Below are 13,827 nucleotides of genomic sequence, written 5' to 3'. Positions count from 1 at the left end.
TGGACGACGCGGGTGTGGACGACACGGGTGCGGACGGCGTCGGAGACGCCTCCGTGGGCCGGTCGTTCGCCGCGCCTCCGCGCAGCCGGTCCAGAAACCCCACCCGTCAGCCCTCCGACGCCGCTCGCGTCACCAGGTGCGCGATCTCGCCCGTCCACCGGCGGCGGTCGTGGTGTTCCAGGTCCAGGATGTCCTCCATGCTCCAGTGGAAGTGGTAGGCGATGTACGCGATCTCCTCGTGCAGCCGGTCGGTCGCGTACGTCACGATTCCCCCAGGCGGCTCCCGCCGAGCTCCACCTCGAAGGACTCGGAGCAGTGCGGGCAGTCGACCGCCGCGCGGGTGTGGCCCTCCGCGTTGATCTGGCGGTAGAAGTCCTGGAGGAACGCCAGGTCGGAGGCGAACATGTGCTCCACGATCCCGTCGTGCACGATCGGGAGCGTGCCGAGCCGGGTGATGACCCGGCCGAGCAGGACGACCGAGAGGAACGCCGGGTTCTCCTGGACCCGTACGTCCCGCAGCGGGACGAGTTCGTCGCGTGCCGTCGACAGCCGCATGACACCGTCCCGGTGGACGGCGCCGGACTCGTCGACATAGCCGCGCGGCAGCTGGAACGGGAACTCCGTCCGCAACTCGTCCTGCCGGTACGGTGCCTGACGCGCGGCCGGCGGCGGGTCCGGAGCCGAGGCGTCCGGCTCCGGACCGCCCTGGATCGCGGTGTCCCCGCCGGCGGGGGAGACCGCACCGGCCCCCCGGGAAGTCGTGCGGCGCATTACTCGATGACCAGTTCTTCGAACGCGATGGTCACCGTCTCGGTGAGGGCCGCGGCCTCGCCGGCCTTGACCGTGCTCGCGTCGATCTTGCTGCACCAGGCGTTGCGCAGGTGGTAGCGCTTCACCGGGTTGTTCTCGAAGTCCATCATGATGATGGAGGCGTTCTTCCGGGCCGTGGTCATCTGGCCGGAGATGGACTCGTTGATCCACTGGGTGAACGACGACGACTGGGTCATGCCCCGCACCACCGTGCAGGTGCCGTTCTTCTTCACACCCGGCAGGTTCTTGACCACGTTCTGGCCGTTCGGGGTGTTCTGCTGGTAGGTGATGACGTCCTGCTCGATGCTCAGACCGCTGACCTCGGCCAGATACTCGACCATCACGCCGTCGATCTGGAGGCCGAAGTTGTGTGAGGTGAGGGCGTCACCCGGCTGGAGACTCATATGTGCGCTGTCCTTCAGGATCAGGGATGGCTGCTGGACCGGAGGTGGCAGGGGCGGTGCACGGGAGCGGCCGTGTGCCTACTCCTCCAGCTCCCCGCTCCCGCTGGAGAACTGCGCCAGCCGGAAGATCACGAACTCGGCCGGCTTGACCGGGGCGATGCCGATCTCGCACACCACCCGTCCGACGTCGACCGACTCCGGCGGGTTGGTCTCCTCGTCGCACTTGACGTAGTAGGCCTCCTCCGGCCGCTGACCGAACAGGGCGCCCGCACGCCACTCGTTGACCAGGAACGCCGAGATGTTGCGCCGGATCCGGGCCCACAGCGCATGGTCGTTCGGCTCGAACACCACCCACTGGGTGCCGATCAGGATCGACTCCTCCAGGTAGTTGAAGTACCGGCGGATGTTCAGGTAGCGCCAGGCTGGGTCGGAGGAGAGGGTGCGGGCGCCCCATACGCGGATGCCGCGGCCGGGGAAGGCACGGATGCAGTTCACGCCGATCGGGTTGAGCAGGTCCTGCTCGCCCCGGGTGATCTGGATCTCCAGGTCCACCGCACCGCGCACCACCTCGTTCGCCGGCGCCTTGTGCACACCGCGCTCGGAGTCGTTACGGGCCCAGATGCCGGCCACGTGTCCGCTCGGCGGCACCAGCCGGGTCTGGCCGCTGCCCGGATCGAACGTCTTGATCCACGGGTAGTACAGCGCCGCGTACTTGGAGTCGTAGCCGGCCGTCTCCTGCCGCCACACGCGGATCTGCCGGGCGTTCATGCCGGGCGGCGGGTCGATGACGGCGACCCGGTCGCCCATCAGCTCGCAGTGCGCGATCAGACCGAGCTGGACCGCCTTGACGGACTCCAGATCGATCGCCCCGCGCTGGTAGGCGGCCATCAGGTCGGGCACCGCGACCATGGAGATCTCATCGACGGCCTCCAGACCGCCGAAGCCGGTGCGATCGGCGGAATCACCGAGGTAGTGGGCCGGCCCCGGGTGCGTGTCCTCCGTCGTGGCCGACGGAGTCCGCCGGCCGGGGGCGGGGGCCGGAGCGGCCGGCGGGGCGGGAAGGGCGACCGTCTGGTTGTCCGGCCGGGCCAGCTGCGCGGTCGGCGCCGCCTCGGTCACGGAGATGAGCTTGGAACGCTCCTTGACCTGCGCGACGACGTAGTTGCGACCGCCCTTCTTCGCCGTGACGTCGAAGGTCTCCACCGCCTGGTCGCCGTCCCTGACGATGAGCCGGAAGCGCTCCGCCGGGCCCTCGCCCTCCGGGTCGGCGACCTCGACGCTCAGCGGGCCTTCGGCGCCGGCGGCGACGGCCGTCACCGCGAACGTGCCGAGCTGCCGCGGTTCCGCCGCCGGCAGCGCGGCCGGGGCGGCGGACTCGGCCGGCACGGTGGGGGACCGGCCGGCCGAGCCGTTCTTGGCGGGGGCGCCCTCGGCCGAGCCGCCCACCCGGACGACGTAGGCCGCGGTGCCACCGTTCTGGAAGAAGCCGTAGACGGAGGGCGCGAGGTAGTACCCGTCGGTGAACTCGCCGAAGCTCGCGACGTACTGGCTCCAGTTGGTGACCAGCGTCGGCTCGTTCAGCGGGCCGGTCGGCGCGAGCCCCACGAAGGCCGCGACCGATGTGCCCACCCCCTCGATGGGGCGTGAGCCGCTGGCCACCTCCTCGACGTAGACGCCGGGCGACAGGTAGGACGGCATGCTCTGCTCTCCTCAGGGGTACGAGTCAGGACTGCCTCCACTTTCACGCGCGCGCACCGCCGGCGGTACGTCCCCGGGTGCCGGACCGGGGGCAGGCCCGCTGCCCCGAAGGGCAACCGGCCGCTCTGCCCCGGGGCTGCCCCGGCGGGCAGGTCGGGCGGCGCCGGCACCGGGGACGGGCTCGGCGTCGGCGACCCCGGCGGCCGGTTCGAGCGGGACGCCCCGCCGACTCTGCCCCTTCGGACACCCACCCTGCCCCGCGGTCCGCTGACGCGTCGCCGTGCCCCGGCTTAGCGTCGACGGGTGAGCCTGTGGACTTCTCTCGAACCCGCCTCAGCGACCGTGGACGCGGGAAGCAGTACGACGGTGCGATTGCGGGTGCGCAACACCGGTGACGTGGTGGACGAGTACCGCTTCGAGCCGGTGGGGCCCCTCGCGCCGTGGACGACGGTCGAGCCCGCGACGCTGCGCCTGTATCCCGGCACGACCGGAGCGGTGGAGCTGCGCTTCGCGCCGCCGCGCTCCCCGGACGCGACGGCGGGACCCAACCCGTACGCGGTGCGGATCACGCCGACCGAGCATCCGGAGGCGGTGACGGTACCCGAGGGCAACCTCACCATCACCCCCTTCACCGAGGTACGGGCGGAGCTGGTGCCGCCCACGGTGAAGGGGCGCCTCCGCGGGCGCCCTCAGCTGGCGGTGGACAACATCGGCAACACGCGCCTGACCGCGTCGATCGGAGGCAGCGACAACGGCGACCAGCTGTCGTACGACATCCGCCCGGGCAGTGTGCAGATCGAACCGGGCCGCGCGGCGTTCGTGAAGGCGACGCTGAAGCCGCGGCGGATCATCTGGTTCGGCGCGAAGGAGCAGCGCCCCTTCACCCTGTCGGTGCTGCGCTCGGGTGTCGACCCGCTCCCGGTCGAAGGGACCTACATCCAGCGGGGGTTCCTGCCGCGCTGGCTGGCGACCTGCTTCGGTGTGCTGACCGCGCTGGCGGTCACGTTCGTGATGCTGTGGATCTCCCACAATCCGGGTGTGAGCAGCGGCGCGACCCAGAAGGTCGCCGCCGGAGCGACCCTGGCGCCCAGTGCGTCCCCGTCGGTGACCCCGCCGCCGCCGCCCACGGCCGCCGCCACCACGCCCCCGGCGGAGCCGGACAGCGGCGACGACGGGGGCGGAGGCGGTGGCGGGCCGGCCGCCACCGTCACCGAGAAGGCACCGGAGGAGACCGCCGCGACAGCCGTACGGCGCCTCGCCGAGGACGACCCGGAGGGGCGGCACGTGTGCTACCGCGCCTTCGTCACCGGGCAGGGCTGGCAGAAGCCGGTGTGCGACGGCACCATGGCCGGCACCGTCGGCAGCGACGTCCCGATCAAGGCGCTGAACATCGCGGTCACCGGGGTCGGCGGCTCCGCCGCCAACGCCTTCCTCCACAAGGACGATTCGACCGACGGCAAGGGGCAGTGGTCGCCGAGCTGGACGGCCGTCATCGCCGACGGCGAGGACAACTACGTCGGCAGCACGAAGCCGGACGACCCCTCCATGCTCGGCTTCGCCATCAACGTCGGCACCGGCCAGGTCTGCCAGACCGCCCGCGTGCACGGCTTCGACTGGGGCCCGCAGGGCTGTGTCCAGCAGCGGCCCGAGTTCATCTTCGGCGGGGCGCTGGAGAACGACCGGTTCCTGGAAGCCGTCAAGTTCACCGTGTGACCGGCCGGGCCGGCCGCTACCAGGAGCCCTCTCCCGGTAGCAGCCGGCCCGCCTTGCGGTACTCGCGCCGGGCCCCCTCCAGCAGATCGGCGGCCGTGACCACGTCACCGCGGCCCGCCGCCAGATAGGCCGCGGTCACCACGGCGCTGCGGATGGACCCGCCGGCCAGCTCGAACCCCTCGGCCACCGGCCCGTGGTCGATGCCGTCCGCGCAGGGCGCGTGGGACAGGCTGTGCCGCCACAGGGCCCGGCGCTGCTCCGCGTCCGGGAACGGGAAGTCGACCACCAGGTCGAGGCGGCGGGTGAACGCGTCGTCGATGTTGGCGCGCAGATTCGTGGTCAGCAGGGCGATGCCGTCGAAGGACTCCAGCCGCTGGAGCAGATAGGCGCTCTCCATGTTGGCGTACCGGTCGTGCGCGTCCTTCACCTCGGAGCGCCTGCCGAAGACGGCGTCCGCCTCGTCGAAGAGGAGGACGGCGTCGGTGCGGTCGGCCTCGGTGAAGATGCGCTCCAGGTTCTTCTCGGTCTCGCCGACATACTTGTCGACCACGGACGAGAGCTGCACCACGTAGAGGTCGAGACCCAGTTCGGCGGCGACCACCTCGGCCGAGAGGGTCTTGCCGGTCCCCGACTCGCCGGCGAAGAGGCCCAGCACGCCCCGGCCCCGGCCGCCGCCCGCGCTGAGCCGCCAGTCGCCGAGGACCCGGCCGCGGTGACGTGCGCGCAGGGCCAGCTCGCGCAGCTGCGCCAGCGGCCGGTCGGGCAGCACCAGGTCCCGCCAGTCGACGGCCGGCCGGATGCGGCGGGCGTGCCGCTCCAGGCCGGACGCGGACTGCTGCCGGGCCGCCAGGCGCAGATGGGCGGGGGAGAGCCGGACGTCCTCGAACCCGGCCAGCGCCTCGGCCGACCGCACCGCCCGGGCGACCCGGTCACCGGCCAGGCGGTACGGGGCGACGGTCCGCGCGAGGTCGAAGCCGGGGTCCTCGCCCAGGGCGGCGGACCAGTCGCCGACGGCGTCGGCCCGCCGCCCTGGCACATCGAGGACGAGCGGGTCCTGGACGCACCAGTGCGGGTCGTACGGCACCCGGGCCGTGATCAGCACGGGCACGTCCGCGGCGGCCGTCAGCTCCCGTACCAGCGGTCCGGGCTCGTCCCGCGGGTCCGTGACGACGACGGCGTGTCCGGTCAGCCGGGCCTCCCGGAGCAGGGCCGGCAGCAGGTCGCGGGGACCGGAGAGGGACAGCGCGGGCAGGCCGGCCGTGCGCAGGGCCGCGGCGACCGCGGCGCAGCCGTCGCCCTCGTGGGTCTCGCGCAGGTACACGGTGGGCGGCGGACCGGCCGTGAGCCGCTTCGCCAGCCGCTCGGTGAACCGCCCGAAGTCGCTCCCGTCCGGGTCCGGTCGCGGGGGGCGGGGAAGAGCGCGGAGGTGTCCCGACAGCGCCGGGTCGGGCGTGTCGTCACCGAGCAGATGGGCCGCCAGCCGGTCCGGCACCCGCAGGACACGGCTGAGGAGGGGGCGTTCGGGCTCCTCCACCTCCAGCAGCCCCAGCGCGCGCAGCGGCGCCCCGGGGTGCAGCCGTGCCCGGGCCGGCGCCGAACCGGCCGGCACCGCGCACAGGTCCAGCGCGAGTCCCGTGGTCGCCCGGCGCCGGCTGACATCGTCGTTGAGGTAGCCGTACAGCGGCTCGAACGTGCGGTCCAGGTCGGGTGCCAGCGCGATCAGCAGCAGCATGACGTCGAGGTCGGTGAGTGCGAGCCGTGCCGCCAGTGAGGTCAGCCGGTCCGCGGGCGCCGGGGGCGGTCCGAGCGGCGGTCCGGGCGGCGGTCCGGGCGGCGCGGGCGGTGACGGCGCGGGCGTGCGCAGCAGATGCCGTACCGCCTCCTCCGACAGGTACAGCCCGCGCAGCGGGTCGCCTGCCGTGGGGTCGCCCTCCGCGCGCTGCTCGACCAGCAGCGCGACCCGCTCCCGCAAGGCGGCCAGCCGGGCCGAAAGCGCCTCGGCGTCGCTGAGCGGGGCCCCCGCGGACCCCCGGTCCGTGGCCATGGCCTCCGCGGCCGGCTCCCGCGTCATGACCGGCCGCCCGCCCTCCGGCGGCGCAGGGCTTCCCTGCGGGCCTCCCGGGCCGCCGCCACCTGCCGCGGCCGGTGCGCGCGCTCCCCGGCCGGCCGGCCGGGGCCGCCCGTGTCGCGGACCCGGACCACCGCGCCCTCGGTGACCGGGGGACCGGCGTCGTACTCCGGATAGGCCGGGAACGGGGCGGTGACCACGAGGTCGAGGGACGGCTTGAGTTCGCCGCCCAGCGCCGACCAGATCTCCGCGAGCGAACGCGACTCGGTCTGGATGCCGGCCACGGACAAGGGGACCGCCATACCCAACTGGCCCAGTGAACCCGGTAGTTCGGAGGGCGGCAGCAGCTCGCGCGGGATGAGTGTCGCCAGGACGGCGGACAGCAGCCGGTGCTCGTCCTGCGGCTGCTTGGTCCAGGCGGTCAGGAGGTACGACAGCCGGAACCAGCGGGGCGGCTGACGGCGCTTGACCACCACGTCCCGTTCGTCGACCACGGGCAGCTGGCCGCGCTGGCGCCGGTGCACGTCCTCCCGGATGTCGTACAGGTAGGCGTTCACGACGGGCCCGTTGCGCCGGGCAGCCCAGTCGCGGGTGGGGGCCTCGAAGGCGATGTCGATGCCGGAACCGGCCAGGGCTCCGCCGCTCAGAACGGTCTTGAGGACCTCGTCCACCTCGTGGATCACCGTCGTGCTCCCGCCCCGCCGTCCCTGCTGCCGATCCCGTCCGAACCCGTCCGATCCTGCCGTGCCCGGACCGCCCCCGCGAGCGCGCCGGGGGACGTCGGACGGGCAGGGACGGCTGCCCCCGAGGGCGCTCCGGAGTGCCCCTCCGGTCAGATGTAGCCCTCCTGGAAGGCATACGCCACGGCATGGGCCCGGTTGCGCAGGTGCAGCCGGGTGGTCATCCCGTGCATCACGTTCTTGACGGTGCGTTCGGAATAGGACAACTTCCGCGCGATCTCTCCGGTGTCGAGCCCCTCGGCGATCAGCCGCAGTACGTCCACCTCACGGGGCGTCAGCCCGCTCGGCCCGGCCCCGGGCCGGCCCGCGGCGCTGCGGTGCAGGGTGCCCACCTGGTTGATGAGCCGGCCCAGCAGGTCGGCGGGCAGGTCGCCGTCCCCGCGGGCCGCCGCGAGGACGGCCTGCGTCAGCCGGTGCGCGGTGGCCTCGTGGCGCCAGACGATGGCCCCCACCCCGCACTCGATCACGTCCAGCACCTCGGCCTCCCGCAGCGAGCGCACCACGAGGACCGCCCGCGCACCCTCGCCGCGCACCAAGCGGCGCAGCCGGGTCAGCGCCTCCTCCTCCAGCACGTCGTCGACGATCAGCGCCACCGTGCCGGGACCGCCCTCCTCGCGCAACTCGATCTCGGGGAACCGGCGCAACTGTCCGTTGACGCCCTCGCGCAGGATCAGATCGGAGGCGTACACCGCCACCGGGGTCCGCGCCACGGGCTCGGTGCCGGTCCGGGTGGTCCTCGATGAGCTGGGCAAGCTTTCCCCCTGTCCGCGTGCCTGCCGCCCCCGACGACCGCCGGCGGGCGGGTGCTCCCCACTCTCGGCTCACGGCCCCCAGCCGCGCAATCGTGGACCACCACGGCCACCACCACGAGAAAACCCGTACGTCGACCACGAGCGGAGCGGCCACGGCGGTTGCGCCGGAACCGGAACAAACCGACGTGGGATGTGTCACGCCACCCCCGCTCCGATCCGCTCGTCCTCGACGGTGCGACAACCACGTCCGAACCGAGGAGTCATGACATGACCGGAACGCGGGACGACAGGCCGAGGGCACACCGTGAGGCGATCACGACGCTGGCCGCCGGCGTGGCTCGCGCCCGCTCGCACGCCGGCGGCCTGGTGCTGCTGCGCGGTGCCACCGGCACCGGGCGCACCACCGTGCTGGAATCGGTGATCGAGGACGCGACCGGACACGGCCTGCACGTCCTGCGGGCCCGCTGCGCGCCCGGTGACGGCGGGATCCCCTTCGCGACCGCACTGCAATTACTGGGCCCGGCCGCCGGGATCGAGCAGGCCGGGTCGGAGCGGGAACAGGCCGAGCTGCTGCGGCGGGAGCTGCTGCGGCGGGCCGAGCGGACCCCGCTGCTGATCGCCGTGGACGACGTCCATCTCGCCGATGTGCCCTCCCACCGCTGGCTGGTGGAGTCGGCCCGGCACCTGGACCGGCTCCGGCTCCCCGTGCTGCTGGCCGTCACCGAGCGCAGCCAGTACGACGTGGATCCGCCGGCGCCCGGCTTCGCGCACACCCTGCCGCCCGCCCTGGTCCGCACGCACACCCTGGCGCCGCTCACGCCCGCCGACGCCGGCGTCCTGGTGCGTGAACGATTCCCCGGCACACCCGCGTCCTGGGTCGACGACTGTGTCCGGGCCGGTGCGGGCAGCCCGCTCCTGCTGCGCGCGCTCCTGGACGACCTCGGCGGACCCCGGCCGCACGGCGCCCTCCCGCACACCGTCGCGGCGCTCTACGCCGGCAACTACGCCGCCGCCGCTGCCTGGTGGCTGGACAGCGCGGGCTCCGGCACCGCCGAGGTCGCCCGGATGCTGGCCGCCCTGGACGCCGAGCGGCACGGCGCGGGCCCGGCCGGACCGCCCGGCGGCCCCCTCGTCGACCTCGCGGGCCTGCTCGCCGAACTGACCGGCACCGACCGGGCCCGGGTGGCCGGCTGGCTCACCGCGATGACCGGCCTCGGACTGCTCCGGGCCGGCTCGGACGGCCGTCACCGCTACGCCCACCCGCTGCTGCGCGACGCGGTGCTCGCCGGGGTGCCCGAGACCCGGCGCCGCGCCGCACACCGGGGCGCCGCCGAACTCATGCTGCACCGCGGCGCGTCCACCGAGGCGATGGCGGGTCAGCTGCTGAACTCCGGTCCCGTCGGCACCGACTGGGCGTCCGGCGTGCTGCACGACGCCGCCAGCCGGGCCGTCCGGGAGGGCAGGGTCGCCGAGGCCGTGCCGCTGTTGCGCAGGGCGCTCGACGAACCGCTGTCCGACCACCGCAGACAGCGACTGCTGACCGAACTGGGTTCCCTGGAGGCCGCCGACCGGGGCGCCGCGGCTGCCGTTCCGCGGCTCACCGAGGCCCTGGGCCTGCCGGCCGCGCCGGGGGAACGGGTGCGGGCCGCCGTCGCCCTCGGCACCGCGCTGGCCGCCCACGGCAGGATCGCCGCGGCCGTGGAGGTGCTGACCGCCGTCGACGAGCAGTTCGCGGGCGACCGCCCGGACCTGTCCGGCGTGCTGCGCAGCGCCGCCGCGATGGTGGCCGAGCGGGACCAGACGGTCCGCCGGGACGTCTACCGGCGGCTGTCGGCCACCGCGGAGCGCTCGCCCGAGCGGATCGCCCCGGCCACCCACGCCGTCCTCGTCCGGTACGCGGCGACCGCCGGACTCATCTCGGCCCGGGAGGCCACGCGGCGCATGCGCCTGCTGCTGGCCGAGCCCTCCGACCCGCTCACGGAGCCCTTCCTGCTGGGAACGGCCGCCGCGGTCGCCCAGTGGGCCGACGAACTGGGCGAGGCGGAACGGCTGGTGGACCGGGGGCTGGCCGGGCAGCGCTCCGACCTGCTGCACCCGATGCACGACGCGCTGCTCCACACCCGCGCCGACATCGCAGCCGCCCGCGGGTTCCACGGCTGGCTGCCCGCCGAACCCCCGCTCCTGCCGGACGCGGACGCGGGACCCGGCAACGTACAGGCCCATGTGCTGCTCGGGCTGGTCGCCCAGGACAGGACCGCCGACGCGCGGCGGCTGGCCGGCGCCTTCGACCTGCACGCGGCGGCGGACTCCTGGGAGCTGAACCGGTTCCTCTACGCGCGGGGAGTGCAGCGGGCCGCCGACGGCGACTCCGCCGGCGCCTTGCACGACTTCCTGGAGTGCGGGCGCCGCCAGCTGGCCCGCGAGGTCCGCAGCCCGGTCGTCACCCCGTGGCGGTCGGCCGCAGCCGAGTGCTGGCTCGCCATGGGCTCACCCCGCGAGGCGATCACCCTGGCCGAGGAGGAACTGCGACTCGCCCGGGTCTGGAACACCCCCCGCACGGTCGGCCGGGCGCTGCGGGCGCTCGGCACCGTCACCGGTGGCCGCCGTGGCCTCGAACTCGCCGAGCGCGCCGTACGGCTGCTGCGGGAGGCGCCTGAGACCACCGGAGCGGAACTGGCGCACGCCCTGCTCGCGCAGGGCCGGGCGCTGATCGCCGCGGGGGAGCGCGCCCAGGCCCGGGACCGGCTCAGGGAGGCCGCCGAACTGGCCGAGCGGCTGGGCGCGCTGCGTCTGCGCGGGCTCGCCGAGGAGGCCCTGCGGGCCGGCGGCGCCCGGCGGACGGCCGCCGGGCGGACCGGTTCGGGGTCGCTCACCGGAAGCGAACGGCGCATCGCCCAACTGGCCGCGGACGGGCGCACCAACACCGAGATCGCGGAGCTGCTGCACCTCGCCCGGCGCACTGTGGAGACCCATCTCACCAGCACCTACAAGAAGCTCGGCATCCGGCGGCGTGCCGAACTGCACCGCGCGCTGGCCCCGGTCGAGGGCGTGCCGCTCGGCCTGCTCGCGCGCTGCGACCGGGCACCGGGCTGATCGCGGGGGCCGAGTCGCGCCGAGCCGGGCGGTCATGGTCAGCGGCGCTCGGCGGTCACGGTCACCGCACTGCCCGGTGCGGCCGACACCAGGGCCCGGCCCGCCGCCGGGCGGACGACGCGCGCGCCGCCGCCGGCCGTGATCCGCCAGGAACCCGGCGGCAGCGACAGCACGGTCACCCGGGAGCCCCGGGACGCCGCGCGGTACGCCAGCCGGTACACGCCCGTGTCCGAGTCGTAGGCGGCCGAGCGGACCGTGCCCGCCACGGCCCGCGCGTACGGTTCGGCGGTCAGCTCCTTGTTGGCGCGGAAGGCACCGGTGCCGTCGAGCGCGCAGTAACCGCCGCCGTAGCACCACACATAGCCCGCCCAGCCGGAGGCGTAGCGGCCGAGGGAGGCCATCGCGTCGCGGTAGAAGCGGTTCATGTGCGGCAGGCCGCTGTCCGGCGGACCCCACTCGCCGACCACGACCGGGACCCGGTACCGCTTCGGATACGCGGTGACGGCCCGCTCGTACGCGTCGATCCAGCCGGACCCGGGATCGTAGTCGGCGCCCGCCTCCATGGCGGCGTTGTAGAAGTGCGGCGCGTACACCACCCGGGGGTCGTCGATACGGCCGAGGCCGGTCGGCACGCCCTCGCCCACGATCGGGGTCGGTTCGACGAACAGCCAGGCGTCCCGGTCGGCCGAACGGACGGCGTCGGCGAGGCGGTTGTACATGGGGGTGAGCTGGTCGCGTTCGATGCGGCGCGCCGCGGCCGGCAGCTCCTCCCCGGGACGCGCCTCGCCCATCGGCTCGTTGACGAGGTCGTAGCCGAGCACGGCCGGATGGCGGGCGAACCGGTCGGCCAGCGTGCGCCACATCCGGGCCTGGGCGCGGCGCAGATCGGCGTCCTCGTAGAGATGGGTGAAGGCGCGCTGCACGGCGGGCTCGAAGTACTCGGCGAACCAGTCGTCCGGATGCGCGGTGAACGGCAGCCCGTCCGTCCTGGTCGCCCACTCGGGTATCCCGCGATGGCCGAAGGCGGGCCCGAAGACATCCTGGTGGGCGTCGATGACCACCTTCACGTCGTAGCGCGCGGCCCAGTCCAGGACGCGCTCGATCCGGCGCAGATAGCTCCGGCTGTACCGGCCGGGGCTGGGCTCCAGGTCGTCCCAGAAGACCAGCAGCCGGGCGAAGCCGAAGCCCTGGGCCCGCAGATCGCGCAGATGGCGTTCGGTGATGCCGCTCAGGGCCTCGTCGCCCCGGTGCGCCTTGTCCTCTATGTTCCAGCCGCGCAGGCTGAGCACCCGCCCGTGCCCGTCGGTGAGCCGGGGGATGCCGGGACCGGTGTCCTCGGCGCGGGCGGTGGCGGGGCACAGCAGCGCGGCGACGACCGCGCTCGCCGTCAGAATCGCTCGCAGCACAGAAGACCTCCGGGCCGACGGGGTTCGTGGTGCCGCGCATCCCATCAGCAGTCGCACGACTCTTCAAGTGCCGTGACTCCAAGTGCCTTGACTTCGCGTGCACTTCAGCAAGAACACTCTGAAGCCCAGCCACACACGGGAGGAACCCGCATGAAGTACCGCACGATCGGCACCGATCCCGCCACCCGCCGGGAGGTGAGCGTGCTCGCGCTCGGCGCGATGCTGTTCGGGTCGCGTACCGACGAGAAGACCTCCTTCGCCGTCCTCGACCGCTATGTCGAGGCCGGCGGGAACTTCATCGACACCTCGAACAACTACGCGTTCTGGGAGGACGGGGGCCAGGGCGGCCAGAGCGAGGAACTGCTCGGCCGGTGGCGGCGCAGCCGGGGCGTCGGCGACGAGATCGTCATCGCGACCAAGCTGGGCGCCCGTCCTCTCGCACCCGGCACCGGGTTCGTCGACAACGCCGAGGGACTGTCCGCGAAGGTCATCCGCGAGTCGGCCGAGCGCAGCAGGGAGCGGCTCGGTGTGGACCGGCTCGATCTGCTGTACGCGCACATAGAGGACTCCGCCGTGCCGCTCGGGGAGACCGTCGAGGGCTTCGCCGCGCTCGTCGCCGAGGGCACGGCGGGCCTGCTCGGCGTCAGCAACCACGCCGTGTGGCGGGTGGAGCGGGCGCGCGCCCTCGCGGCGGCGGCCGGCCTGCCCGGCTACGAGGTGCTCCAGTACCAGCACAGCCATCTGCGGCCCCGTACGGACCTGCCCAGCGGGCTGTTCCCGGACGGCAGCCTCGGCGGTGCCGACGCCCAACTGCTGAGCTATCTGCGGGCGGAGCCGGACCTCACCCTGGTCGCCTACTCGCCGCTGCTGGCCGGCGCCTACAGCCGGGCCGACAAGCCGCTCGCACCGGACTACGACCACCCCGGCACCCCGGCCCGGCTCGCCGTGCTGCGCGAGGTGGCCCGGGAGGCCGGGGCGACCGTCAACCAGGTCGTGCTGGCCTGGCAGCTGGGCGGCGAGCTGCCCGTGATCCCGCTCGCCGGCGCCTCGTCGGTGGCCCAGCTGGAGGAGAATCTCGCCGCCGTCGACCTGGAACTCACCGCGGAGCAGCGGGCCCGGCTGGACGCCGCTCACTGACCGCGC

At 74.1% G+C, this 13,827-nt stretch carries 11 protein-coding genes; 3 read left to right on the top strand and 8 right to left on the bottom strand.

The features are described from left to right. Window positions 1–106: 106 nt before the first annotated feature. The 4 genes from ACF073_RS33035 to ACF073_RS33020 form a co-directional block, all read right to left on the bottom strand. Window positions 107–265 carry a DUF6760 family protein gene (locus tag ACF073_RS33035; protein WP_392075124.1) on the bottom strand — a complete coding sequence of 53 codons (159 nt, stop codon included), beginning with the start codon at window positions 263–265 and terminating at the stop codon, window positions 107–109. Continuing rightward, a complete protein-coding gene (locus ACF073_RS33030) occupies window positions 262–771 on the bottom strand; it encodes a hypothetical protein (RefSeq protein WP_392075123.1) in 510 nt (169 codons plus the stop codon). Before ACF073_RS33030 ends, ACF073_RS33035 begins: the two co-directional genes overlap by 4 nt. Continuing rightward, entirely contained in the window at window positions 771–1,214 is a 444-nt protein-coding gene (locus tag ACF073_RS33025) for a phage tail protein (RefSeq protein ID WP_392075122.1), read from the bottom strand. Before ACF073_RS33025 ends, ACF073_RS33030 begins: the two co-directional genes overlap by 1 nt. A gap of 78 nt (window positions 1,215–1,292) precedes the next feature. Further along, complete coding sequence (locus tag ACF073_RS33020; protein WP_392075121.1) at window positions 1,293–2,912, bottom strand: phage tail sheath subtilisin-like domain-containing protein; 1,620 nt, start codon at window positions 2,910–2,912, stop codon at window positions 1,293–1,295. 303 nt (window positions 2,913–3,215) lie between these two features. Here ACF073_RS33020 and ACF073_RS33015 point away from each other — a divergent pair, with 303 nt between their 5' ends. Then, entirely contained in the window at window positions 3,216–4,625 is a 1,410-nt protein-coding gene (locus tag ACF073_RS33015) for a hydrolase (protein WP_392075120.1), read from the top strand. Window positions 4,626–4,641: 16 nt separating this feature from the next. Here the strand turns inward: ACF073_RS33015 and ACF073_RS33010 are convergent, their stop codons facing one another. The 3 genes from ACF073_RS33010 to ACF073_RS33000 all read right to left on the bottom strand — a co-directional run bounded on the left by ACF073_RS33010 (window position 4,642) and on the right by ACF073_RS33000 (window position 8,185). Continuing rightward, window positions 4,642–6,696 carry an ATP-binding protein gene (locus ACF073_RS33010; protein WP_392075119.1) on the bottom strand — a complete coding sequence of 685 codons (2,055 nt, stop codon included), beginning with the start codon at window positions 6,694–6,696 and terminating at the stop codon, window positions 4,642–4,644. Continuing rightward, window positions 6,693–7,376 (bottom strand): DUF4255 domain-containing protein, encoded by a 684-nt coding sequence (locus tag ACF073_RS33005; RefSeq protein ID WP_392075118.1) that lies wholly within the window; start codon window positions 7,374–7,376, stop codon window positions 6,693–6,695. Before ACF073_RS33005 ends, ACF073_RS33010 begins: the two co-directional genes overlap by 4 nt. Before the next feature lie 149 nt (window positions 7,377–7,525). Further along, window positions 7,526–8,185: a LuxR C-terminal-related transcriptional regulator gene (locus tag ACF073_RS33000; RefSeq protein ID WP_392075117.1), complete on the bottom strand. Its 660-nt coding sequence runs from the start codon at window positions 8,183–8,185 to the stop codon at window positions 7,526–7,528. 267 nt (window positions 8,186–8,452) lie between these two features. Here ACF073_RS33000 and ACF073_RS32995 point away from each other — a divergent pair, with 267 nt between their 5' ends. Further along, a complete protein-coding gene (locus ACF073_RS32995) occupies window positions 8,453–11,278 on the top strand; it encodes a LuxR C-terminal-related transcriptional regulator (protein WP_392075116.1) in 2,826 nt (941 codons plus the stop codon). Window positions 11,279–11,316: 38 nt separating this feature from the next. On the opposite strand, the gene ACF073_RS32990 is transcribed toward ACF073_RS32995, so the two are convergent. Then, entirely contained in the window at window positions 11,317–12,684 is a 1,368-nt protein-coding gene (locus tag ACF073_RS32990; RefSeq protein ID WP_392075115.1) for a cellulase family glycosylhydrolase, read from the bottom strand. A 150-nt stretch (window positions 12,685–12,834) separates the two neighbouring features. Here ACF073_RS32990 and ACF073_RS32985 point away from each other — a divergent pair, with 150 nt between their 5' ends. Further along, window positions 12,835–13,821, top strand: a complete 987-nt coding sequence (locus ACF073_RS32985; RefSeq protein ID WP_392075114.1) for an aldo/keto reductase — start codon at window positions 12,835–12,837, stop codon at window positions 13,819–13,821. Window positions 13,822–13,827: the final 6 nt, after the last annotated feature.

Origin of the sequence: Streptomyces sp. NPDC015171, assembly GCF_043079545.1 — a bacterium.
Taxonomy (GTDB): Bacteria; Actinomycetota; Actinomycetes; order Streptomycetales; family Streptomycetaceae; genus Streptomyces.
The sequence above is the reverse complement of the archived record's forward strand: the minus strand, read 5'-3'. Positions and strand labels throughout refer to the sequence as shown.